The sequence below is a fragment of the Flavobacterium hankyongi genome (assembly GCF_036840915.1).
Lineage (GTDB): Bacteria > Bacteroidota > Bacteroidia > Flavobacteriales > Flavobacteriaceae > Flavobacterium > Flavobacterium hankyongi.
Genome location: NZ_CP085725.1, coordinates 3,395,999 through 3,419,633 on the forward strand (window position 1 = coordinate 3,395,999; position 23,635 = coordinate 3,419,633).

Sequence of the window (23,635 nt, forward strand, 5' to 3'; positions counted from 1 at the left end):
TTACCATCTTTTATGCCAAAAGAATTACAAATACAGGTCACTCCAGAAATTGCTGCAAACGAACAATTGCTTAAAGAGCATGTTGCAAAATTAGTTCAGACTCCTTTGGCTGAAATTCAGCATATTTCGGTTTTGAAACGTTCAATAGATGCCAGACAAAAAAGCATTAAGATAAATGTCAAGGCAAATGTTTATTTTAAAGGAGAACCTATTACAGAAGAAGTTATTGAACTTCCTGATTATAAAAACGTTTCTAATGCACAAGAAGTAATTGTTGTTGGTGCTGGTCCTGCCGGATTATTTGCAGCTTTGCAATTGATTGAACTGGGAGTTAAGCCAATTTTAATTGAAAGAGGGAAAGACGTTCAAGGCAGAAGGCGTGATTTAAAAGCTATTAATAGAGATCATATTGTAGATGAAGATTCTAACTATTGCTTCGGAGAAGGTGGAGCAGGAACGTATTCCGATGGTAAACTATATACTAGATCAAAGAAGCGTGGTGATGTTGACCGAATTCTAAAACTTTTGGTAGCTTTTGGAGCTACTCCTGAAATTTTAGTCGAAGCACATCCGCATATCGGAACAAATAAATTGCCTCAAATTATACAGGATATTCGTGATAAAATTATAGAATTTGGCGGTAAAGTACTTTTTGAAACTCGTGTGACAGATATTATTGTGAAGTCAAACGAAGTTCAGGGAATAGTAACACAGAACGGAGATGTAATTGAAGCTAAGAAAATTATTTTGGCTACAGGACATTCTGCGCGTGATATATTTCAGTTACTTGATAAAAAGAAAATTTTAATAGAAGCAAAACCATTTGCTTTAGGAGTTCGTGCAGAGCATCCACAAAGTTTAATAGATAGTATTCAGTATTCTTGTGATTTTAGAGGTGAATATCTGCCTCCGGCTCCATATTCGATAGTAAAGCAAGTTAACGGACGCGGCATGTACTCGTTTTGTATGTGTCCAGGTGGTGTTATTGCGCCATGTGCTACCAGTCCGGGAGAAGTGGTTACTAATGGTTGGTCACCTTCTAAACGTGATCAAGCAACAGCAAATTCAGGTATTGTTGTAGAATTGAAATTGGAAGATTTTAAACCATTTGCAAAATTTGGACCCTTGGCAGGAATGGAATTTCAGAAAGCAATTGAACAAAAAGCATGGCATTTGGCAGGGGAAACTCAAAAAGTACCAGCACAAAGAATGGTTGATTTTTCACAGAGTAAAGTGTCAAAAGATATTCCTAAAACATCATATGTTCCCGGAACAACTTCGGTTGAGTTGGGACAGGTTTTTCCGGGTTTTCTAACGCAAATTATGCGTCAAGGCTTTCAAGAATTTGGTAAATCTATGAAAGGATATTTTACAAACGATGCAATTTTACATGCGCCAGAAAGTAGAACTTCATCTCCGGTAAGAATTCCGCGAGATAATTTTACACTAGAACATTTGCAAATAAAAGGTTTGTATCCTTGTGGTGAAGGTGCGGGTTATGCTGGTGGAATTATTTCGGCAGCGATTGATGGTGAAAAATGTGCTATAATGTGTGTTGAAAGCTTATAAATAGAAAAGGTCTGAAAAATCAGACCTTTTTTATAATATTAAAACTTTTAATCGCAACTTTCATATGCATTAATTAGCTTTTCAAAATCATTAAAATAATAATGATGAATTGTCAAGAGTTTGTTTCTTTCTGTTTTATTTAGGTTATCAAATTCCTTCATTAATTTTTTGTTTTCTTCTTTTTTGGCTTTTCGTTCGTCTTTAGTTGCATTGTTCCATTTGTTTTGCAGATTATCAATTTCTGCTAGTGCCGTTTGACAATCTTTAAATAAAGAGCGAAATGGATTTAGTGTTCGTTCCTGAATGTTAAACAGTGCAGAAAATCCCATATTAAAATAGTTTACAGCATAATTCTCTTTAGCATTTTGGTAATAAAAAACTTCTGCGCTATATGGCCCTGCACCAGATCCTGTTTGTGTAGAGTATCTTAATCCATAAATGTTTATTTTTCCTTCTTTTAATAATGGAAGAAAGACTCTTCTCGATTTTTCTTTGAAATTACCTTTTTTGTCAAGTTCTTTTAAAAACAATGCTCTATAAATTGCAGTGTAATTATTCTCGTAAAATATGGTTATTTGTTTAATATCGTCAATAGATAGATCTTTAGTTTCGGCATCTTCAGTTATTTTAAACTTGATAATCTTATCATCTAAATTTAGTTCATGTTCTAAATTATTTGAAAAGCCTGCAGTCATAACTCGTTGTTCTAAAAATGATCTTACAAATCCAATTTCTGAATGTCCGTCGTTAAAAAGAACTTCTGCTTTTTGAAATCGAGCATTAACAACCATGCATAGAAAAAGTAGGGTATATGTAAAAAAGATTTTCATTTTTATAAACTTTAAAAACAGCTAAATTTATAGAATATTTAGTTTTAGTTGAAATCAATCATTTTCAATAGCTTTTTCTTTTAAAATAACTTTAAGGAAAAGTAGTCCCAAAATTCCTGCTATTAACGAAGCTATGATTATGTGAAGTTTTGCATTGTTTATTGCTTGTTCGTCAGTAAATGCTAATAGAGTTATGAAAATTGACATAGTAAATCCTATTCCACCTAAAATTCCAACCCCAATTATTTTTGTCCAATTTAAATCTGAAGGAAGTTTTGAAAGCTTCAGTTTTACTGATAGATAAGAAAAAATAAAAATGCCTAGTGGTTTGCCAATTACTAATCCAAAAATAATAGCATAAGCATAAATAGGGAATAGGGAGTTTGAGTCACTAAAGTTTAATGCAATTGCAGTGTTGGCTAAAGCAAAAATGGGTAAAATTATAAAAGAAACTGGTTTGTGTAGCCAATGTTGCAGTTGATAAGAAATAGATTTCTCTTCTCCATTTTCAAACGGAATGGCAAATGCGAGAAGAACTCCTGTAATAGTTGCGTGTACACCTGAGTTAAGCATAAAATACCACATAAATATTCCGCCAATTAGATAGGGTAAAAGTTTATAAATTTTCAATCTGTTCATAAGTAATAAAATTGAAAAAACTCCCAGTGAAAGCAATAAATATGTCATTTGAATTTCTTTAGAATAGAAAATTGCAATGACAAGAATAGCCCCTAAATCATCTATTACTGCTAATGCAGTTAAAAAAACTTTTAACGAAGTGGGTACTTTATTCCCTAATAGAGATAAAATTCCTATTGCAAAAGCAATATCTGTAGCCATAGGAATTCCTATTCCGCTTTGGTAGGAAGTATCTTTTGTGAATATGAAATAGATAAACGCAGGAATTAACATTCCTCCTAAAGCTGCCGATATGGGTAATAATGCATTTTTTATGTTTGATAATTCACCTATGTAAACTTCTCTTTCTAATTCTAGCCCTATTAACAAAAAGAAGATGGCCATTAAACCATCATTGATTATATATTCTATTGAGAAATTTCCAATCTTTGAATGCCAAAAATGGATGTATGTTTCACTAAAAAAAGAATTTGCTAAAAGAATTGATATTGCTGTGCAAATTAATAATGTTATTCCGCTAGCTTTTTCATTTTCGAAAAACTCTGTAAACAATTTTGTTGCTCTCATTGAATATTTATTGAGTTGAATATTAAAATCTCTAAATTTACGATTATAATTATAAATACATGTCGGTATTAAAAAATAGAATTAACAAGAAGAAAAAAGCTAATAAACAAACTGGATTTGGAACAAATGCTTCTAATTACGGAGGTAGATTTATAAATAAAGACGGAAGTGCAAACGTAAAAAAAATTGGAATACCTATTCTTGAAAGAATCAGCTGGTATCACACTATGCTTAATATTTCTGGAATAAAATTTATGTGTATAATTTTTGTTTTTTATTTATTAGTAAATTTTGTTTTTGCTAGTCTGTATTGTTTAATAGGGGTTGAGCATTTGAATGGGATTGAGCCTTCGGCTTTTGTGCAAAACTTTGGTCAAGCTTTCTTTTTTAGTGCACAAACGTTTACGACAGTTGGTTATGGGCACATAAGTCCAGTCGGTTTTTGGGCAAGTTTTGTCGCTTCAATTGAAGCTTTGTTTGGGTTGCTAACTTTTGCAATCGCTACGGGTTTGTTTTATGGTCGATTTAGCAAGCCAAAAGCGCATATAAAGTTTTCTGAAAATGCTGTAATAGCCCCTTTTCAAGGAGGGAAAGCGCTTATGTTTCGTATGACTCCTTATAAAAATACTAATTTAACAGAAGCAGAAGCAAAAGTTAATCTAGGAATGATTGTTGAAGAAAATGGTATTGAAATTAATAGATTTTTTAGTTTAGATTTAGAGTATGATAAAATTAATGCTTTGACTTTGAGTTGGACAATTGTACATCCTATTACTGAAGATAGCCCTTTGTACGGTTTTACAGAAGCAGATTTTAAAAAGAATAACGGGGAAGTTATAGTTTTTGTAAAGGCTTTTGATGAGATGTTTAGTAATACAGTGGCGATAAGCTCTTCTTATATGTTTTCGGAAATTGTTTATGGAGCAAAATTTTCTCAAATGTTTGATGACGAAGACGATACAATTACGGTGTTAGATTTAAGCAAGTTAAATACATATCACAAAGTAGAACTTTAATCTATTTTAATGAATAATCTATCTGAACGTTTACTTTTTTAGCTACTTTACTTCTTATTAAAATTGGTAGATCGATGTTAAAATCATCAGTATTTAAATCAAAGTTTGAATTAAGAAATATTGTGTTTTCTTGTTTCGATATTTTTGCTGTGATTGAAATTTCTTTGGTTTTTCCATGAATCTCCATAGTTCCTGTTATGGTAAAATCTTGACTTTGTGAAGTAAGTTTGTTTATGTTAAAATTGATAATTTTTCCTTTAAAAATTCCTTTTGGGTATTTGTCACTTTCTATATAATTTTCGTTGAAATGTTCTTCCATTAGAGCTAATTTGAATTTGAAAGCTTTCATCATAAGTAACCCAACAATTTCACCTGTTTTTGTGTTTAAAACACAGCCTGAATTTTTATTTGTAGCTTTAACTTCTTCAAAAGAAGGAACGGATGCTTCAAAAGTGGTTATGCCTGTTTTGGTTAATACTTTTTCTTGACTAAAAGTATTAGTGTGAATAAAAGCGATTAGTATTAAAAGAAATAAATGTTTCATAATCCTAATTTTTAATGAGTTGTTTCAATAATTATTCCGAAAAATTATCTGTCTGCCATTTTTTAATTATATCAATACTGCTTTGCGGAAGTCTTGTTCCTCCATTAGGCATCATTCCAGAAGCTCCTTGTGGTCTAGAAATTCTATCCAAAAGACCTCTGTTGATTATTGCATCCTGAACTTGTAATTTTGTTAGTAACGACATTGGCGCTCCATTGAGAGGTGGGTTGTTATGACAAGGAATACAATTAGTATCAGTTATTGGCTTTACATCTCTTGAATAACTCACTTTTTCAGGGACAGGGTCTGTTAAATCATCAGTGCTTTCGTTACTGCATCCATAAAATAATAGGATGCTTGTTATGTAAATTAATTTTTTTTGCATTTGCCTTATTTTAACCAGTAATTGAAAATATATTTAAAAATTTATTAAATTTAATAAAAAATATTTAAATTTGATTGAATTTTCTTATTGATAATGAAACAAGGATTGTCTATATTCATTTGTTTTTTGTCTTGCTGTGTTTTTTCGCAGAGGAGTTCTTTTGATATTGCTAGAAATGGTACTTTACAAGAATTAGAGATATTAGTCACCAAGAATCCTAAAATTGTTAATTATATTAATGAAGATGGAAATTCAATGTTAACACTAGCATGTTATAATGGAAATACAGAAGTTGCCTTATATCTCATGAAAAATGTAGAGAATATCAACTATTCTAATAAAATGGGAACGGCATTAATGGCAGCGGTAGTAAAAAATAAAATAGAATTAGTCAAGTTGCTTCTTCAAAATGGATCGAATCCAAATATTACAGACGAAAATGGAGTCACAGCTATAATGTATGCAACGATGTTTAAAATGTATGATATTTCAAAGATTTTGATTAGCTATAAGGCAAACCCTGAGTTAAAAGACAAAAGGGGAAATTCTGCTATTGATTATGCGATTATTGCTAATGATGATAAACTTATAGAAATTCTTAAATCCAAATAACATGAAAAAAATTACCATCCTCTTATTGTTTTTGTATTTTAATATGTTTGGTCAGACTTATACAACAGGAACAATGTCTTTTTTTGGAAATTATACAGGTAAAATAGATGTAAATACGGTAACAAATATTGTGACTGTTACCTTAGTTGGACCCAATACAAATTGGTTGAGTATTGGTTTTGACGCTACATCAATGGATGATACTGGTAGAGATGTTGTAATTTTTGATGGGTCAAATATTACAGATAGAAGTTTTAATGGAATAGGTGTAGTCCCTCCTACAGATACTCAAAATTGGACATTATCATCAAATAATGTATCAGCCGGGGTAAGAACAGTAGTTATGACGCGTCCTAGAGTTGCAACTGAAGGTACAGATTATACATTTCCTACATCGGCACAGGCTATAAATATAATTTTTGCTCAGCGTGTAGGTTCAACAACGATAGGCTATCATGGTGGAGGAAATTGTGGAACCATAGTGGCAAATCTTACTTTGGGGAATGATGAATTTGATAAAAACTCGTTAAAAATTTATCCAAATCCTTCAAAAGATTTTTTAATTATTGATTTCCCAGGCATTGTAGAAAGAGGAGAAGTTAAAATTTATGATACTTTAGGAAAAGTAGTTGTTATAAAAGATGTTACACTTTTAGATAATAAAATTCAAACAAGCTTTTTAAAAGCGGGAACTTATACAGTGGTTTTAAGAACAGAGTATGGAAATGCAACTCAGACTTTGTTAATAGAATAGCCTATGAAATATATCATCACAGTATTAATCATTTTTACCCAAAGTGTTTTTGCACAAGATGATTTATTATCTCAAATAGATTCTACAGCCTCAAACGCCGAAGTAGTTGCTGCTTTTAAAGCACAAAAAATAGTAAACATAGAATCGACAAAGCTTCTTGGTAAAAAGGAGTTGTATTTTGTCGTAGCACATCGTTTTGGATCTATAAAAGATGGATTTGAAGGTTTTTTTGGGCTTGACAATGCTGTCACACAAATAAAGTTTATTTACGGTTTAACCTCTAAAGTTTCGATTGGAGCAGGTAGAAGTGAACAAGCTTATGATTTTTCTGTGAAATATCTCATTGCTCCACAAAGAGAAAACGGATTGCCTTTTACATTTGTAGGGTTTAATAGTGTTGGTTTTAATAATCAAATGAAGGAATCGAACTATCCCAAAATGAAATTTTCTGATCGAATGATTTATGTAAATCAGTTATTGATTTCGAGAAAGTTTAATGAAAAATTATCTTTAGAATTAGCTCCAACTTATTTCCATGAAAATTTTGTGATTGATAATAATCAAACGAATAGTCAATTTTCATTGGGAATGGGAGGAAGATATAAAATTTCTAAAAGGGTCTCTATAAACATGGATTATGCAGCACACTTAAACAGGTCATCAACTTCACCGTTTAGAAATCCATTGTCAATTGGCGTCGATATTGAAACAGGAGGTCACGTGTTCCAAATGCATTTTACCAACTCACAAGCTATACATGAAGCTGGTTTCTTAGGAAGTGCTACAGGTGATTGGGGAAAAGGAGATATTTTCTTTGGATTTAATCTAGTAAGGGTTTTTTAAACTAAATCAATCTGAACATTGTATTTGCTTAATTCAGTAAATGCTTCTTCCGATTTATAATTAAAGGTTTCCTCGTGATTTTGTTTATCTTTTTTGTTGGCAATCATTTTTATGCAATTCCAAAAACGTCTAATGTCATCATCAGTAGATAAAATTAATCCAGGAACAGTAACATTATTTCCCATTTTATCTTTTGCAACCATTGTGAAATAAGATGAATTACAGTGTTTTATTTGTCCTGTTTGAATATTTTCTGCCTCTACTCTAATGCCAACAATCATCGAAGTTTTTCCAACATAATTTACAGAAGCTCTCATGGTTACTAGTTCACCAACTTCAATTGGAGCCAAAAAATCTACAGTATCTACCGATGCAGTTACACTATAATGTCCAGAAAATTTGGAAGCACAGGCAAAAGCAATTTGGTCGAGTAATGACAATATATATCCCCCGTGAATTTTACCACTAAAATTAGTGTGTGAAGGCAACATCAGCTCTGATATTACTACTTTTGAAGATTTTACGGTTTTGAATACTTTTGTCATTTATCTGATAATTGGTGATTTTTCCTCTTGAACTTGAGTTACAAAATAAGTAGTATCCCCCCACCAAGGAAAAGTTTTGATACGTTCTATATAATGGACTTTTACATATTTTCCTTGTGCTTTATTAAGAGCTTCGATAACTTTTTTATCACTATCTAATACTGAAAATTTGAATAATTGTACTCCAACGATTCCCTTTGATATTTCACCTTCATAGGTTTTAAAAATATAACCTTTATGACTAAACTTTATCAAATCTCCAGTTCGATCGCCTTCGCTATAAGTGAAGTAGTATAAAAAAGTAAAGTAAAGAGCAATACCCAGTATTATTGTTGTGATTGTGATGAAAATAATTTTACGTAACATAGTTTATTGAGATAAAGTGTTAGTTTCGTTTTCAGCTCTGTTTATAATGCTTTCTGGGAGTGATTTTTTAGCTTTGGCTCCCATTTTCTTTAGTTTTTCAACACTGGTAATGAGGTTTCCTTTTCCTTCTACCAATTTATTCATGGCGCCACTATATTCTACTTTCGATTCGTCTATTTTTTTCCCAATTTTAATCAAATCAGAAACGAAACCTTCAAACTTATCATACAAAGCGCCTGCTTGTCTTGCAATTTCGTAAGCGTTTTCCTGTTGCTTCTGGTTGGTCCACATGCTGTCGATAGTTCTAAGCGTCGCCAATAGAGTGGAAGGAGTCACAATTACAATGTTTTTCTCGAAAGCTTTGTTGTATAATGTTGTATCTTCATTAAGCGCTAAGGCAAATGCTGGTTCGATAGGAACGAAAAGAAGAACGAAATCAGGGCTTTCGATTTTATATAAATCTTGATAATTTTTGTCACTCAATTGTTCTACATGACGTTTTAAAGCAATCACATGTTCTTTTAGATATTGTGTTCTTAAATCTTCATCTTCTTCATTAGTGTAACGTTCATAAGCTGTTAAAGTAACTTTAGAATCGACAATCATTTTCTTTCCATCAGGAAGGTTAATTACTACGTCGGGTTGAACACGATTGCCTTCTTCTGTAACAAAACTTTGTTGTACTTCGTACTCACGCCCTTTTTCCAAACCTGATTTTTCCAGAACGCGTTCCAAAACTAATTCGCCCCAATTTCCTTGCATTTTACTGTCACCTTTTAAGGCTTTTGTTAAATTAATGGTTTCTTTACTCATCTGAGCATTCATTTCTTTCAGTCCTAAAATTTGCTGACGCAATGCTGCATGATAATCGATACTTTCTTTGTGTGTGTCTTCAACTTTTTTCTCAAAAAGCTGAATCTTATCCTGCAGTGGAGAAAGTATGGTTTTTAGGTTCTCTTTATTTTGCTCAGTGAATTTTGTGGTTTTTTCATCCAATATTTTATTGGCTAAATTTTCAAATTCTTTGGTGAATTTTTCCTGAAGTTGTTCTACCTCTTGTTTTTGCTCCTTGTTACGATCTAAGAGATTATCAAAATCAACTTCTTTTTTTGATAACTGAATGGCTAGCGCCTCTTTCTCGGTACGGATGCTTTCTTTTTCGGTAATACTTTGACGTAACTGATTTTCCCACTGAATTCTTTCTGTTTGGAATTGCTGTTTGAGTTGTTCTATTTGACTAAGTAATCCATTAACTTTTTCTTCCAAAGAAGCTTTTTTTGATTTTGAATTAGCTGAAAAAAGTGCTTTTCCAATAAAAATTCCAATAGCTAATGCAATAATAAATGTGGCTAGTATGATTATGCTTTCTGACATGAATTTGATTTAGTTATGTAAAAGTAATCAATAAAATGAATCGATAAAACAGTTAAGGCTTTAGGTTTGTTTAAAAAACCATAAATTGCGTAAATAAAATCTTACTATGAAATTGAATATTCAGGTTAAATACCTTTTACTGGTTTTTTTTGTTCTTTTTAAGTTTTGGTTACAATATCATTTAATCATTCCTGACTATACTTTACACCGTGATGAATTTCTTCATTTGGATCAGGGGCAGCATTTAGATTGGGGATATGTTTCTGTACCGCCGCTAACTGCATGGATATCGTATGTTGTTTATTTATTAGGTAATACTGTTTTTTGGGTAAAATTTTTCCCAGCTTTATTTGGTGCTTTGACCATTCTAGTGGTTTGGAAAACTATAGAATCAATCAAAGGAAACTTATTTGCTTTAATTCTAGGGGCTGTTTCGGTTTTGTTTTCGGTTATTCTTCGAATGAATATTTTGTATCAGCCTAACAGTTTAGACATTTTACTTTGGACATTATTCTACTACACTATTATTCAATATATCAAAACTGAAAATAGCAAATGGCTTTATTTTGCAGGCATTGTTTTTGCATTTGGATTCTTAAATAAATACAATATTATATTTTTGATTTTAGGCTTATTGCCTGCGATTATCCTTACGCCTCAGCGAAAAGTATTTGCCAACAAACATTTGTACTTTGCCTTAATTCTTGCGGTGTTGATTGTATTGCCAAATTTAGTTTGGCAGTTTCAACACGATTTTCCGGTAATTGGACACATGAAAGAGCTTAAAGAAACTCAATTGGAGAATGTAGAGATTGGTGATTTTATCAAAGAGCAAATTCTTTTCTTTTTCGGAGCCTTTTTTGTGTTGTTAATTGGGTTTGTTAGTTTTTGGAAGTACAAGCCATTTAAAGAATATAAAGTTTTCTTTTGGGCTTTTGTGTTGACTATGGTAATCTTTATTTTCTTTAAAGCGAAAGCCTATTATACCATTGGTTTATATCCTGTTTTACTTGCTTTTGGTGCTGTGTATACTGAAGACCTTTTACAAGGGAAATGGCTTAGATATCTTCGTCCTGTAACTATAATAATTCCTATTTTGTTATTTGTACCAATGTATAATTTGGCCTTTCCAAACGTTGAGCCAGCGTACATCAAAGAACATCCTAAAAAGTATAAAGAATTAGGAATGTTGGAATGGGAAGATGGAGAAGAACACGATTTACCACAGGATTTTGCTGATATGTTGGGTTGGGATGAGTTAGCTCAAAAAACAGACAAAGCTTTGACCACCATAGATAATACTAAATACACATTGGTTTTATGTGATAATTATGGTCAAGCGGGAGCAATCAATTTTTATTCAAAAAATAAATCAGTCAAAGCTGTTTCTTTTAATGCTGATTATATTAATTGGTTTCCTTTAGAGAATAAAATTGAAACAATAATTTGGGTAAAAGAAGTAGAAAACAAAAAAGAAGCAATAGAAATTGGGGTTAAAAAATTTAAAAATGTTATTGTTTTTGATTCTATTGAGAATACATTAGCTCGAGAGTATGGTACAACAATTTTTATATTAAAAAATCCTAAAACTGATATCAACGCATCATTGAAAAAATGGATATCCGAAAGTAAAGAATAGTGTGTTTAAAAGATTTTTTTAAATTGGCATTGTTTTTGAAAAACTAACTTAAATTATTTCAACTATTTAAAACTTTAAAATATGATTAGAAAAATTACTTTATTAGCCTTTTTGTTTATTTCTTGTTTTTCTTTTGCTCAGTTTGGTCATTTGTCAATTTTTTCTGAGGATGGAGATAAGTTTACCCTTATTTTAAATGGAGAACAGATTAATGACATACCACAATCAAATCTAAGAGTTGAAGATTTAAATCAGCCTTATTATAACGCTAAAATTAAATTTGAAGATAAAACTTTAGTTGATTTATCTAAAAATAATTTAATGATAACTGATGTTGACGGAGTTTTTTCTGATGTAACTTATAAAATTAAAAGAGATAAAAATAACAAGACAAAAGCTAAACTCAATTATTTTTCGTCTATCCCAGTACAACCTGATTTTATTCCTGCTCCAAATGTATATGTAGTTCATTATGGTCAGCCTAGAGGTGTTGCAGTAAATGGTGGCGTTTCTCAAACAACCACTACCACAACTACCACTCAAACAGATGGTGTATCGATGGGTGTTGGTATGAATGTTGGCGGTGTTAATATGGGAGTGACAATCAATGATTCTATGGGTGGTGGAACTGTAACTCAAACGACAACAACTACAACATCTTCTTCCAGCCATGTTTCAGATATAAGACCTTATGAAGGAGATCGCCCGTTAAGAGGTTGTAGAGGAAGATTGGGGATGTCGGGAACAAATTTTAATGCTGCTTTAACTACAATAAAAAAACAAAGTTTTGAGGAAACTCGTTTAAAAACAGCAAAGCAAGTTATTAATGACAATTGTTTGAATGTAGATCAAATTATTCAAATTGCAAATACTTTCAGTTTTGAAGATAATAAATTAGAGTTTGCTAAATATGCTTATGATTTTTGTACAGAGCCTAAGAATTATTTTAAATTAAATGGTATTTTTTCTTTCAGTAGTAATGTAGATGAACTATCAGATTACATACAAAGTCGACAATAAACATTAACAAATAAATTTAAAAGACCATTCTTTTGAATGGTCTTTTTATTTTTGCCAAAGATTATGAAACATCGTCATTTTATTTTACATAAACCTCACGGATATTTAAGTCAATTTATCTACGAAAAGAAACGTCCCAAAAAAAAGTTAGGCGAATTGTTTGATTTTCCCGAAGGAACAATGGCAATAGGTCGTTTGGATGAAGATTCAGAAGGATTATTGTTATTAACGACAGATGGAATTATGAGTGAGATTGTGAGAAGCAAAACCATTGAGAAAGAATATTATGCACAGGTTGATGGTCTCATCACTTCCGAAGCTATTGAGAAGCTAAAAAGTGGTGTTGAAATAGGTTTCAAAGGGATACGATATACCACTAAACCTTGCGAATCTCATAAAATTGACTCTTTACCTGAATTTATTGGTGAAGGCAGAAGAATTCGTGACGAACGTCATGGTCCAACAAGCTGGGTTTCTATTACACTAACTGAAGGAAAATTTCGTCAGGTTCGTAAAATGACTGCAGCTGTCGGATTTCCTACGTTGCGATTGGTGCGTGTTCGTGTGGGAACTATAAATTTATATAATCTGAAAGCAGGTGAAGTACTTGAAGTTTTAGATTTTTTTGAACAAATGAATTAAGAATAACCAATATGTTGAATATAGTTTTAGTCGAACCTGAAATACCTAATAACACTGGTAATATTGGCCGTTTGTGTGTGGGAACTGGTAATCGTTTACATTTAATTAAGCCTTATGGTTTTGAGATTACAGATAAAAATTTAAAACGCTCCGGACTCGATTATTGGGTACATTTGGATTGGAAAGAATACAATAATATAGAAGAATGGATTGCTCAGATTTCTGATAAATCCAGAGTTTTTTTATTTAGTTCTAAAGCCGATCGATCGTATTATGAAGCCAATTTCAAAGAAGGAGATTGGTTGGTTTTTGGAAAAGAAAGTGTAGGCTTAAGTGAAGAAGTTTTGGTACAATTTGAAAATCACTTAACCATTCCTATGACTGATAAAATAAGAAGTTATAATATAGCTAATTCAGTAGCTTTTGTAGTGGGAGAGGCAAGAAGACAATTATTGTTTAAGTAATGCGCAATAACAATCTTGATATATTAAAAGTAGTAATGGCCTTTTTGGTTGTGGCTTTGCATATCTTTCCAGTTTCTAAATTGGAAGGATTAGAGGGGTTGGTTTCATATGAAATTGCTAGCGGAATTACTCGTATTGCAGTGCCGACATTTTTTTTGATTTCAGGATTCTTTTTGCAAAATAAACTTAATGACACAGCTTATTTATGGAAATATGTAAAACGTATTTTATTGCTTTATGTGATTTGGCAAATTATTTATTTGCCTGATTTAATCAAATATTACAACTTGGGTTGGTTTAATCATTTTGATATGATTTTGAAACTGATTTATGGGTATTGGCACCTATGGTATTTATTGGCATCAGTTTTGGCCGTGGGTTTGTTGTATTTGACGCGAAATACTTCGGTTTATACAAAATGGAGTTTAATAATTTCTTTACTAACTGTTGGATATGTCTTTCAAGTTTTAATTCAGGCTGATGTTCTGCATCGTTATTTAGATATTCAGTTTGTGCATTCAATTATTGGAACTACTAGAAACTTTTTATTTTTTGCCTTTCCAATGATGCTAATTGGAAGTTTATATGATTCTTGGGGATCTAATGTTTTAAAATTAAAGAAGCTTTACATTCCTTTATGGGTTTTATTATTGATAGAAGTGGGATTGTATTATCAATTGAAAGTAAAAGCTATGGATTTTCTATTGCTTTTACCTTTATTGAGTATGTTAACTTTTAGTATAATAAAAGAAAGAGCATCAGTTTTAGATGCTCCTATTAATTCAACATTGTCTTTAGGGATTTATCTGACTCATCCCTATGCTATTCGTTTAGTGTATAAGTTTTTGCCACAGAAAACATTTGATTTTGTGGTCATCAAATATTTTTTGGTTTGTATTACAGCGATTGTCTTATGGTGGATTTTAGATAAAATCAATAAAAAAATACCTTACTTCTTTTAGTTTAGTTGAGAATTTCTGTGAAGAATTGTTTCATAGCTTCCCATGATCTTTTAGCTGCTTTCTCATTGTACGCAGTTCCTTTGCTTTTATCATTCCCAGCGTCTTTGTGTGTAAAAGAATGAACAGCATCAGCATAATAAATCATTTGCCAGTCTGCTTTTGCTTTATTCATTTCATCTTGGAATGCTTTTATTTCTGCTTCTGGAACAAAAAAATCATCAGCACCATGTAAAACTAAAACTTTAGGTTTGATGGGTTCAATATTTCTAGTGGCATCTCTTCCCAATCCACCATGAAAAGAAACGATTCCTTGTACTTTCATATTAGAACGTGCGGCTTCGATGGCTCCTGAACCTCCAAAGCAATATCCAATTACCGCAATCTTATCAGGATTGGCTCCAGCTTTTATTAATTGGTCTAGTGCTAATTGAATTCTTTTTTGATACTCCTGATAATTCTTTTTAAAGTATCCAGCAATTTGTCCAGCTTCTTTTGTGTTTTGAGGTCTTTTGTCTACTCCATAAATATCAGCCACAAATGTGATATAGCCTAGTTTTGCTAATTCGGTGGCATTTTCTTTAGCATTATTTTCAATACCCATCCAAGCGGGAAGTAATAAAACGCCAGCTTTATTTTTTAATTCTTTTTTTGGTTGAGCCAAAAGACCTTCCAGTTTTTGTTCACCATCAGAATAAGCAATGGGTTTTAGTTGCGCTTCGATAGTTAATGTAAACATAAATATTAGAGCTGTAATTAAAGTTTTCATAGTTCAAAATTTGATTTCTAAAATTACAGTTTTGCCAATAAAAAAATGTGAAGAAAATCTTAATTATTTAAATAGAAATTTTCCTTTGACAGCGTCAAAAACAATATCTTCATCTTCAAACAAAGCATTGAAAACTTCCATTTCAATCAGTTTGCAAGGATCGTCCTGAATGATATTGTTTTTAGTCATGACAATCATTTCATCACTCAATTGTATTGCTAAATCAATATCATGTGTAGAGAAAAGAATGCATTTATTCATTGTTGCCGATAATCTCTTTAATAATTTAAATAACGATACTTTATGGTGTAAATCTAAATGAGTAGTAGGTTCGTCTAAAATGATTAGTGGTGTGTCTTGTGCAAGAGCCCTTGCTATCAAAACGTTTTGTAGTTGCCCGTCACTTATTTCGTAATGTTTTTTACTGATAAGATGAGAAATTTGGGTCAACTCAATGGCTTGATTAATTTTTTCTTTATCAGTTTTAGTTAAAGTGCCAATCCAGTTGGTGTATGGTTGCCTGCCTAAAGCAATAAGTTCATAAACTGTTAAGTTGCTTGAGGGAAGTTTCTCGGTTAATACGACACTGAGGTTTTGTGCCAATTCTAATGGTTCATAATTTGAAATTTCTTTATCCTTGAGAAAAACTTTCCCTTTAAGGGGTTTTTGAATACCAGTAATGGTACGCAATAAAGTCGATTTTCCAATACCATTTGCTCCAATTAAGGCAATAAGTTTTCCAGTGTTAAATTCAAGATTTAAATTTTGGCAAATAATCGTTTCTCCAGCTTTGGAAGTGTAACCAGTAGTTAGGTTTTCGGTATGTAGAATTATTTCTTTCATGAGATATTTACCATTATCCTAATTCATCATTTTACGTTTTCGTACCAAAAGCCAAACTACAACAGGCGCTCCAATTAAAGAAGTGATTGCATTGATGGGTAGAGTTATTTCCATTCCTGGCATTTGTGAAACCACATCGCAAATTAGCATTACTGATGCGCCTAATAAGAGTGTACTCCAATACAAAACCGAATGATTGCTGGTTTGAAACAATAATTTAGCAATATGAGGTATTGCTAATCCAATAAAAGCTATTGGACCTGCAAAAGCGGTAATGCTTCCCGTTAAAATGCTGGTGGTAAATAAAATGATTAGCCTTGTTCTTTTGTAATTAAGCCCCAAACTTCTTGCGTAATTTTCACCTAAAAGCAAGGTGTTTAAAGGCTTTACATTAACTAGACCCAATAAAAGCCCTATTGACACACATATCGATAATAAAATTATTGACATCCAAGATAAATTCCCTAGATTTCCCATAGACCAAAAAGCGAATTTTTGCAATTGTTCTGCAGTACTGAAGTAAGTAAGGATATTTACAAAAGCATTGGTAAAACTACTAAACATTAATCCTACAATCAGTATCGCCATAGTGTCGCGTAGTTTTTGTGAAACCAATAAAACAGCAATTAGAACCACAAAACTTCCAAAAGTAGAAGCTAATACTAAACCGTAAGGTGATAAAAATATTGAACTCAAAAAAGGAGGCAATAATCCAGCTCCCAATATTACAAAGGCAACGCTTAAACTTGCTCCTGAACTTAAACCCAAAACATCAGGCCCTGCCAATGGATTTCGAAATAAGGTCTGCATTAGTAAACCACTTATCGAAAGTCCCATACCAACTAAGATAGCTGTAATGGCTTTGGGTAATCTATAATTAATTATGATGTATTCCCAAGTGGATTTACTGGCTTCCCCGCCGGTTAAACTGTTGATTACTTCCTTGAATGGTATGGTTACTGAACCAAAACTGATGTTTATCAGTAAAAGTAACATCAATGCTAGTCCCAGTAGGATGAATAAGATGGTATTTCGTTTCTGGTTAGCCAATTTATTTCAGTTTTTCTGCAAATGTTAACTTGTAATCCGGCAATAATTCAGGATGGAAAATTTTGATAAAGTCTTTTAAGACCAAATCAGGACGGCTTGGTCCCAGTTCGTAATAAACAGTTCCACCTGTAGCTCCCAATTTACTTTCGAAAGTATATACATTTCTTTTTGTGAAAGCATTAAACTGACTGTAATGCGGGTTACTTGCAGATAATTCGTCCAGTGTTTTAAATGTACCAGCAGCAATCCATATATCGGCCATTTTAGCTTTTTCCAATACCTTTTCAAAAGTTAATGCCAAACTTCCCGTACCTTCCACATCTGCCCATAGGTAATTTGCTTTGGCATCTTTCAGAAATTGAGCTACCCAGCTGTTGCCTTTGGCTACAAACCATTGTTTTTGGTACATATTACCGTAAAGAACCGTAGCTTTTGCCTCTTTATTTTTTACCGAAACGAGTGCATCGTTGTATTCTTTTACAATATTGTCAAATAAGACATCTGCTTCTTTTTCTTTTCCGAACAATGCCGCATACAATTTAATCCATTCTGCTTTTCCAAGTGGAGATTGTTCCATCCAGTCGCCTTGAATCATAACTTTCAGCCCACTTTTTTCAAGGTTTTTGATCATCGGATTGTTGTTGTCCACACCGAAAGTTACAATCAGTTCAGGAGAAAGTTCGATTAGTTTCTCCATGTTGAGACGTTCATTCTGACCTACGTTTTTTATGATACCTTTATCTATAAGCGTCCTAGTTTTTTCCGAAGAAATATAATTGGTATGCGGGAAGCCCACCAATTTGTTTTCCACACCCAGCATTTCAAGGAAAGGCACATTGGTTGTGGAAGTCACCACGATGGATTTCAGGGGAACCGCTACGGTTGTGTATTTTTGAAGGCTGTCCGGAACAATGCCTTTTTCTTCTTTCAGTACATAGGTGAAGTCCTTGTTGGCTTCCGGCCAAGGATTGGTTACTTTTACAACTGAATATCCTGTGTATTTGTGAATTGAAAGTCCGCTGGCATATTGAATTACTTCTTCTGAAGTAGTTTTTTTAACAATTTCAGTTTTTTCATTTTTCTTACAACCAATAGCAAATGAAAAAAAAGAAATAAAAAGGGCTTTAAAGAGAGAAGTCTTCATTAGTTTGTGCTTATTTCCAGCAAAGGTAAAAGAATTTGCAAAAAAAATCGGATTCTTTTTTATTGCAAAAATTGACAAACACTATCTTTACCGCATGAATACCATACGAGTTAAAAAATGTTCTACCTGTAAAACTGATTTCAATTGCGGAGATACTTTAGATGGTAATAAATGTTGGTGTAATGATTTTCCGCCCATTTTTTCTCCTTCAGATGTGGTTGATTGTTTGTGTCCAAATTGTTTTAAAGAAGCTTGTTTAGTTAAGATTGATGCTTATGTTGACACCATTACCCCCGAAAATGCTTTAGAAAACAGAACTAAAGATTTGCCTAAAGCTGGAAGTTTACAGGAAGGCATAGATTATTATTTAGAAGACGGAAAGTACGTTTTTAAATCATGGTATCATTTAAAAAGAGGCTACTGCTGCAAGAATGGTTGCAGACATTGCCCATATTAAACACAAAGATTTACTATTAAAAATAAAGAATGATTTATTTAATAACAGGAGGTGAGCGCTCTGGAAAAAGTAGTTATGCTCAAGACTTGGCTATGGAACTTTCATTGAATCCAATTTATGTAGCAACAGCTAGAAAGTGGGACGGAGATTTCCAGAAAAGAATAGACCGTCATCAGGCAGAAAGAGATGAGAGATGGATTAATATAGAAGAAGAAAAACAGTTAAGTACTATTGATTTTTCAGGAAAAGTCGCTATTGTGGATTGTGTTACGCTTTGGCTGACCAATTTTTTCGTCGATACCAAAAACGACGTGTCGCTGAGTTTAGAACAGGCAAAAGCCCAGTTTGATGCTTTGGTGCAACAGCAAAATGCAACGATTATCATAATTACCAATGAAATAGGGATGGGCGTGCATGCTGAAACACATATCGGAAGGAAGTTTACCGAATTACAAGGTTGGATGAATCAATATCTTGCAAAGAATGCTGATGAAGTTGTATTGATGGTTTCGGGGATACCTGTTAAAATAAAAGGATAATATGAATTTCATGACTTCTTGGAGTGGGGGTAAAGATTCTTGTTATGCAATGATGAAAGCAGTTGCTATAGGTTTAGAACCAAGAGTATTGCTCAACATGATGAATGAAAACGGTCAGGTTTCACGTTCTCATGGTTTACCATTGTATATCTTGAATCAACAAGCTGCCAAGATGAATTTACCCATTGTAACAATTCCGGCGACATGGAGTGACTATGAAGTAAAGTTCGTTGATGCTTTGCGAAAATTGAAGAGTGATTATAATCTAGATGCGGCTGTTTTTGGAGACATTGATTTACAACCGCACAGAGATTGGGAAGAAAAGGTGTGTAAAGTCGCAGAATTAGAAGCAATTTTACCTTTGTGGAAGGATGATAGAGTGAAATTGGTTAAAGAAATGATTTCTGAAGGCATTCAGACGATGATAGTTTCCTGTAATACACAAATGGGAGAAAGTTATTTAGGGAAAATCATGACTTTGGAATTGGCCGAAGAATTAGAAATGAAAGAAATAGACTCCTGTGGAGAGAATGGTGAATTCCATACCATGGTAATTAACTGTCCATTATTCTCAGAAGCGATTACATTACCAGAATATACTACCAAAACCTATAATGACTACTGTTTTGTAGTCTGGGAAATCAATTAAGAAGAATGTATGAGTTATTTGGATGATATAATGAAATCCCGACGTGATACACGTCATTTTTTAAGTGATGAAGTGCCGGAAGCTGTTATGGAAAAAGCATTGCAGGCCGGGCATTGGGCACCATCTGTAGGTTTAACCGATGCAACCAAGTATTATATCATCAAATCAACCGCCATAAAACAGGCGGTAAAGAAACTCTTTCAGGAATATGATGAAAAGGCGGCAAACCAGACCGATGATGAGGTACAGAAAGAGCAATACCAGGCATTGAAACTGGAAGCCATTGAAGAAGCACCGGTAGGAATGGTTATTTGTTATGATCGGTCGGTGCTGAATAATTTCACCATTGGAACGGTGGGAAGTAATGAAGCGATTAAGTTCAGTGCGGTTTGTGCGGCACAAAATATTTGGTTGTCGTTGACGGAACAAGGATATTCCATGGGATGGGTTTCAATTCTTAACTATTATCAGTTTAAAAAACTTATTGGATTACCAGAACATATTGAGCCTTTGGGGTATTTTTGTGTAGGAAAGCCCGCGACCAATTACGATAATCAACCGATGCTTCAACAATTGAAATGGAAGCATAAATCTGAGAAACCTTTTGTTAAAGAGATTACAGAAATACATGAAGAGGACTTAGAAAAAGGATTGGGAGAAAAAGTAATATCTGGAGATAATATTGAGCTTCAAGCAGAATTACAACACAAAATAGACAATAAAACTAAACCAAATGGTGCACTGGGAGTTTTGGAAACTTTGGCTAAGCAAATTGGTATGGTTTTTCAATCGTTAACACCTGAAATCAAACAGCCAAATATTGTTGTTTTTGCTGCCGATCATGGAATTGCTGCCCATGGTGTGAGTGCCTATCCGCAAGATGTTACCCGTCAAATGATGACAAATTTTCTGGAAGGAGGAGCTGCTATCAATGTTTTTTGTAAGCAGAACAACATTAATTTATCTATTGTTAATGCGGGAGTTAATTATGATTTTCCGCCTAATGCTAAACTTATTTCTGCATCTATAGATAAAGGGACACAATCTTTCTTGCATGGACCAGCTATGACTAAAAGTCAAAAGGAACTTTGCTTTGTAAAAGGAAGTGAAATAGTAGCAGAAATTGCTAAGCAAGGAAGTAATTGTATCGGTTTTGGAGAAATGGGGATTGGGAATACATCGACAGCTTCGGTTTTGATGAGTATTATTACCGGAATTTCCATTGAAGAATGTGTCGGGAAAGGAACCGGAGTTGATGAAGAGAAGTTGCGGTTTAAAAGTGAAATTTTGCGGAAAGCCATAGAATCCTATGGAGGATCTGATAATCTTGATGAACGATTGGCTTATTTCGGTGGTTTTGAAATCCTTGAGATGGCAGGCGGAATGCTTGAAGCGTATCGAAACAATATGCTGATTTTGGTGGACGGTTTCATTTGCAGTGTGGCTTTTCTGATTGCTTGTACAAAACAACCGGGAATTATTAAGAATGCGGTATTCAGCCATCAGTCAGCCGAACAGGCACATGCAAAATTATTGGAATATATGAATGCCAAAGCTGTTTTGCAATTGGATTTGCGATTGGGTGAAGGAACAGGCTGTGCAATTGTAATGCCTATTTTGAATTCAGCGATAGCTTTTTTGAATAAAATGGCAAGCTTTGAGAGTGCGGGAGTCAGCAATAAAGAAAGATTATAATATGAAGAAAGAACTAGATATATTTTTTACTGCCTTGATGTTTTATACTCGGATTCCATGTCCGAAAAATATTAACCATGACCCTGATTATCTCAACAAAGCTTCTCGTTATTTTCCTTTAGTGGGTTGGATAGTAGGTTTGGTTGCTTTTGGGATCTTTATTTTGTTCGATTATCTTATTGGATCTGAAATTGCGGTACTACTTTCTATGATTACTTCTATATTGGTTACTGGAGCTTTTCATGAAGATGGTTTTGCTGATGTTTGTGATGGCTTTGGAGGTGGCTGGACTAAAGAGAAGATACTATTAATTATGAAAGACAGTGCTATTGGGGCTTATGGCGCCATTGGTGTATTTTTGCTTTTACTTATAAAATTAATGTCTCTTACTGGGCTTCTTAAAATGACTGGAGAATCTAATTTAAACCAGCCTATTATTTATCTTTTACTATTTGTTACGGCATACTCCTTGAGTAGATTGGCAGCAGTTTCCATTGTGTTCACTCACGAATATTCCCGTGAAGATGCTACCAGCAAAAGTAAACCCATTGCTAAAAGTTTTACATGGAGGGAAGTGGTAGGGGCTTTCTTTTTTGGATTAGTTCCATTACTTGTATTGTCGTATTTTCAGTGGCAATTTATTTTGACTTTAATACCTGTGTTTTTAATACGGATTTATCTCGCCCGTTATTTCCAAAGATGGATTGGCGGTTATACCGGAGATTGTCTTGGTGCCACCCAACAGGTTTGTGAAGTTGTTTTTTATTTATCGGCTATTGCTATATGGAAGTTTATTTAGTTCGTCATACAGAAACGGTTTGTCCTAAAGGTGTTTGCTACGGTCAGGCAGATGTTGAATTATTAGAGCCTTATTTGCACCAGTTTGAAGAGATAAAAAAACAATTACCTGCGGAAGCATTGTTTTATTCGAGTCCGTTGCAGCGCTGTACTATTTTAGCGAATTATTTGTCTACTTCCAATTATAATGTTGACAGGCGTTTGATGGAAATGAATTTCGGGAGTTGGGAATTGCAAAATTGGGACGATATTCCTTCGGAAGAAATAGACCCATGGATGAAAGATTTTGTGAATGTAAATGTTCCTAGTGGAGAATCATTTGTAGAGTTGTACAATAGAGTTCTTTCTTTCATCGAAGAAAAAAAAGAAGATACTTCTTCTTTAGTAATAGTTACACACGCTGGTGTAATTAGAAGTTTTTTATGCAAACAAATGAGTCTTGATTTGAAAGATGCTTTTTCTAATAAAGTAGATTTTGGTCAAGTGATTAAAATTATACTTTAAAATTATGGATATCAACTCAAAAGAATTCATGTATGCACTTTACACAATACTATTTATTCATATTATTGTGATTTCGATTATACTTTATAAAAGATATAAAAAGAAAAAGAAATAGTCTTTTTGGTTTAATATTTTTTAATAAAATATTTAAAATGAAGATATAATTTGCATTATTTCTAATTGGAATGTTATATTTGCATCCGTATTGAGGTTGTTGTTTTGCTTTTTTTGCAAAACACATTAAAAGGGAATTAGGTGAAATACCTAAGCTGTACCCGCAACTGTAAGCTATGAAGCTTGTTGTTATCTACACACACCACTGTCTCGTTTTAAAACAAAGAGATGGGAAGGTAAACAACAAGACGCGAGCCAGGAGACCTGCCTAGTACATAAATTATCAAACTTTCGGGAAAAAAGGT

The 23,635-nt window shown here is 33.1% G+C and carries 27 protein-coding genes and 1 riboswitch; of the genes, 16 read left to right on the top strand and 11 right to left on the bottom strand.

Annotated elements, in window-relative coordinates; genetic code table 11:
* Nucleotides 1–12: 12 nt before the first annotated feature.
* Complete coding sequence (locus LJY17_RS15480) at nucleotides 13–1,569, top strand: NAD(P)/FAD-dependent oxidoreductase (RefSeq protein ID WP_264544698.1); 1,557 nt, start codon at nucleotides 13–15, stop codon at nucleotides 1,567–1,569.
* A gap of 47 nt (nucleotides 1,570–1,616) precedes the next feature.
* On the opposite strand, the gene LJY17_RS15485 is transcribed toward LJY17_RS15480, so the two are convergent.
* Both LJY17_RS15485 and nhaA read right to left on the bottom strand, forming a co-directional pair.
* Nucleotides 1,617–2,399 carry a hypothetical protein gene (locus LJY17_RS15485; RefSeq protein ID WP_264544699.1) on the bottom strand — a complete coding sequence of 261 codons (783 nt, stop codon included), beginning with the start codon at nucleotides 2,397–2,399 and terminating at the stop codon, nucleotides 1,617–1,619.
* 54 nt (nucleotides 2,400–2,453) lie between these two features.
* Nucleotides 2,454–3,605, bottom strand: a complete 1,152-nt coding sequence (gene nhaA, locus LJY17_RS15490; RefSeq protein WP_264544700.1) for a Na+/H+ antiporter NhaA — start codon at nucleotides 3,603–3,605, stop codon at nucleotides 2,454–2,456.
* Between the two features lie 59 nt (nucleotides 3,606–3,664).
* Between nhaA and LJY17_RS15495 the strand changes: the two genes are divergently transcribed.
* Complete coding sequence (locus LJY17_RS15495; RefSeq protein ID WP_264544701.1) at nucleotides 3,665–4,621, top strand: ion channel; 957 nt, start codon at nucleotides 3,665–3,667, stop codon at nucleotides 4,619–4,621.
* Nucleotide 4,622: 1 nt separating this feature from the next.
* Here LJY17_RS15495 and LJY17_RS15500 read toward each other — a convergent pair whose 3' ends face one another.
* Entirely contained in the window at nucleotides 4,623–5,165 is a 543-nt protein-coding gene (locus LJY17_RS15500; protein WP_264544702.1) for a YceI family protein, read from the bottom strand.
* A 31-nt stretch (nucleotides 5,166–5,196) separates the two neighbouring features.
* Nucleotides 5,197–5,550, bottom strand: a complete 354-nt coding sequence (locus LJY17_RS15505; RefSeq protein ID WP_264544703.1) for a hypothetical protein — start codon at nucleotides 5,548–5,550, stop codon at nucleotides 5,197–5,199.
* 93 nt (nucleotides 5,551–5,643) lie between these two features.
* Between LJY17_RS15505 and LJY17_RS15510 the strand changes: the two genes are divergently transcribed.
* Genes LJY17_RS15510 through LJY17_RS15520 form a run of 3 tightly spaced genes read left to right on the top strand, consistent with a single transcriptional unit; the run spans nucleotide 5,644 to nucleotide 7,759 of the window.
* Entirely contained in the window at nucleotides 5,644–6,162 is a 519-nt protein-coding gene (locus tag LJY17_RS15510) for an ankyrin repeat domain-containing protein (RefSeq protein WP_264544704.1), read from the top strand.
* A gap of 1 nt (nucleotide 6,163) precedes the next feature.
* Nucleotides 6,164–6,916, top strand: coding sequence for a T9SS type A sorting domain-containing protein (locus tag LJY17_RS15515; protein WP_264544705.1), 753 nt, complete (start codon nucleotides 6,164–6,166; stop codon nucleotides 6,914–6,916).
* Between the two features lie 3 nt (nucleotides 6,917–6,919).
* Nucleotides 6,920–7,759 (top strand): DUF5777 family beta-barrel protein, encoded by an 840-nt coding sequence (locus tag LJY17_RS15520; RefSeq protein WP_264544706.1) that lies wholly within the window; start codon nucleotides 6,920–6,922, stop codon nucleotides 7,757–7,759.
* Here the strand turns inward: LJY17_RS15520 and LJY17_RS15525 are convergent.
* Genes LJY17_RS15525 through rmuC form a run of 3 tightly spaced genes read right to left on the bottom strand, consistent with a single transcriptional unit; the run spans nucleotide 7,756 to nucleotide 10,044 of the window.
* Complete coding sequence (locus LJY17_RS15525) at nucleotides 7,756–8,304, bottom strand: acyl-CoA thioesterase (protein WP_264544707.1); 549 nt, start codon at nucleotides 8,302–8,304, stop codon at nucleotides 7,756–7,758. The genes LJY17_RS15520 and LJY17_RS15525 overlap by 4 nt on opposite strands.
* A complete protein-coding gene (locus tag LJY17_RS15530) occupies nucleotides 8,305–8,670 on the bottom strand; it encodes a 6-phosphogluconate dehydrogenase (protein ID WP_264544708.1) in 366 nt (121 codons plus the stop codon).
* 3 nt (nucleotides 8,671–8,673) lie between these two features.
* On the bottom strand, nucleotides 8,674–10,044 hold the full coding sequence (gene rmuC / locus LJY17_RS15535) for a DNA recombination protein RmuC (protein WP_264544709.1): 1,371 nt from the start codon (nucleotides 10,042–10,044) through the stop codon (nucleotides 8,674–8,676).
* A 106-nt stretch (nucleotides 10,045–10,150) separates the two neighbouring features.
* Here rmuC and LJY17_RS15540 point away from each other — a divergent pair, with 106 nt between their 5' ends.
* The 5 genes from LJY17_RS15540 (at nucleotide 10,151) to LJY17_RS15560 (ending at nucleotide 14,771) form a co-directional block, all read left to right on the top strand.
* Nucleotides 10,151–11,683 carry a glycosyltransferase family 39 protein gene (locus LJY17_RS15540; protein WP_264544710.1) on the top strand — a complete coding sequence of 511 codons (1,533 nt, stop codon included), beginning with the start codon at nucleotides 10,151–10,153 and terminating at the stop codon, nucleotides 11,681–11,683.
* 81 nt (nucleotides 11,684–11,764) lie between these two features.
* Nucleotides 11,765–12,703 (top strand): DUF4476 domain-containing protein, encoded by a 939-nt coding sequence (locus LJY17_RS15545; protein WP_264544711.1) that lies wholly within the window; start codon nucleotides 11,765–11,767, stop codon nucleotides 12,701–12,703.
* Between the two features lie 63 nt (nucleotides 12,704–12,766).
* On the top strand, nucleotides 12,767–13,345 hold the full coding sequence (locus tag LJY17_RS15550; RefSeq protein WP_264544712.1) for a pseudouridine synthase: 579 nt from the start codon (nucleotides 12,767–12,769) through the stop codon (nucleotides 13,343–13,345).
* A gap of 11 nt (nucleotides 13,346–13,356) precedes the next feature.
* Nucleotides 13,357–13,809: a tRNA (cytidine(34)-2'-O)-methyltransferase gene (locus tag LJY17_RS15555; protein WP_264544713.1), complete on the top strand. Its 453-nt coding sequence runs from the start codon at nucleotides 13,357–13,359 to the stop codon at nucleotides 13,807–13,809.
* Nucleotides 13,809–14,771 (top strand): acyltransferase family protein, encoded by a 963-nt coding sequence (locus LJY17_RS15560; protein ID WP_264544714.1) that lies wholly within the window; start codon nucleotides 13,809–13,811, stop codon nucleotides 14,769–14,771. Before LJY17_RS15555 ends, LJY17_RS15560 begins: the two co-directional genes overlap by 1 nt.
* A gap of 1 nt (nucleotide 14,772) precedes the next feature.
* Here LJY17_RS15560 and LJY17_RS15565 read toward each other — a convergent pair whose 3' ends face one another.
* The 4 genes from LJY17_RS15565 to LJY17_RS15580 form a co-directional block, all read right to left on the bottom strand.
* Complete coding sequence (locus LJY17_RS15565) at nucleotides 14,773–15,537, bottom strand: dienelactone hydrolase family protein (protein WP_264544715.1); 765 nt, start codon at nucleotides 15,535–15,537, stop codon at nucleotides 14,773–14,775.
* Between the two features lie 63 nt (nucleotides 15,538–15,600).
* The gene (locus LJY17_RS15570) at nucleotides 15,601–16,380 is read right to left on the bottom strand and encodes an ABC transporter ATP-binding protein (protein WP_264544716.1); all 780 of its coding nucleotides are present in this window, start codon (nucleotides 16,378–16,380) and stop codon (nucleotides 15,601–15,603) included.
* Nucleotides 16,381–16,398: 18 nt separating this feature from the next.
* A complete protein-coding gene (locus LJY17_RS15575) occupies nucleotides 16,399–17,430 on the bottom strand; it encodes an iron ABC transporter permease (RefSeq protein WP_264544717.1) in 1,032 nt (343 codons plus the stop codon).
* A gap of 1 nt (nucleotide 17,431) precedes the next feature.
* On the bottom strand, nucleotides 17,432–18,574 hold the full coding sequence (locus LJY17_RS15580) for an ABC transporter substrate-binding protein (protein ID WP_264544718.1): 1,143 nt from the start codon (nucleotides 18,572–18,574) through the stop codon (nucleotides 17,432–17,434).
* A 94-nt stretch (nucleotides 18,575–18,668) separates the two neighbouring features.
* On the opposite strand from LJY17_RS15580, the gene LJY17_RS15585 reads away from it, so the two are divergent.
* The 6 genes from LJY17_RS15585 to cobC are packed head-to-tail and all read left to right on the top strand — an operon-like array spanning nucleotide 18,669 to nucleotide 23,216.
* A complete protein-coding gene (locus tag LJY17_RS15585) occupies nucleotides 18,669–19,031 on the top strand; it encodes a DUF5522 domain-containing protein (protein ID WP_264544719.1) in 363 nt (120 codons plus the stop codon).
* A 29-nt stretch (nucleotides 19,032–19,060) separates the two neighbouring features.
* A complete protein-coding gene (gene cobU, locus LJY17_RS15590; RefSeq protein WP_264544720.1) occupies nucleotides 19,061–19,570 on the top strand; it encodes a bifunctional adenosylcobinamide kinase/adenosylcobinamide-phosphate guanylyltransferase in 510 nt (169 codons plus the stop codon).
* A 10-nt stretch (nucleotides 19,571–19,580) separates the two neighbouring features.
* Nucleotides 19,581–20,219: a diphthine--ammonia ligase gene (locus LJY17_RS15595; protein WP_264544721.1), complete on the top strand. Its 639-nt coding sequence runs from the start codon at nucleotides 19,581–19,583 to the stop codon at nucleotides 20,217–20,219.
* A 9-nt stretch (nucleotides 20,220–20,228) separates the two neighbouring features.
* Nucleotides 20,229–21,914, top strand: coding sequence for a nicotinate-nucleotide--dimethylbenzimidazole phosphoribosyltransferase (cobT, locus tag LJY17_RS15600; RefSeq protein WP_319800134.1), 1,686 nt, complete (start codon nucleotides 20,229–20,231; stop codon nucleotides 21,912–21,914).
* Nucleotide 21,915: 1 nt separating this feature from the next.
* A complete protein-coding gene (locus LJY17_RS15605; protein ID WP_264544723.1) occupies nucleotides 21,916–22,713 on the top strand; it encodes an adenosylcobinamide-GDP ribazoletransferase in 798 nt (265 codons plus the stop codon).
* The gene (gene cobC, locus LJY17_RS15610) at nucleotides 22,698–23,216 is read left to right on the top strand and encodes an alpha-ribazole phosphatase (protein WP_264544724.1); all 519 of its coding nucleotides are present in this window, start codon (nucleotides 22,698–22,700) and stop codon (nucleotides 23,214–23,216) included. Before LJY17_RS15605 ends, cobC begins: the two co-directional genes overlap by 16 nt.
* 191 nt (nucleotides 23,217–23,407) lie before the next feature.
* A riboswitch (cobalamin riboswitch) is annotated at nucleotides 23,408–23,615 on the top strand.
* The last annotated feature ends 20 nt before the right edge of the window (nucleotides 23,616–23,635 follow it).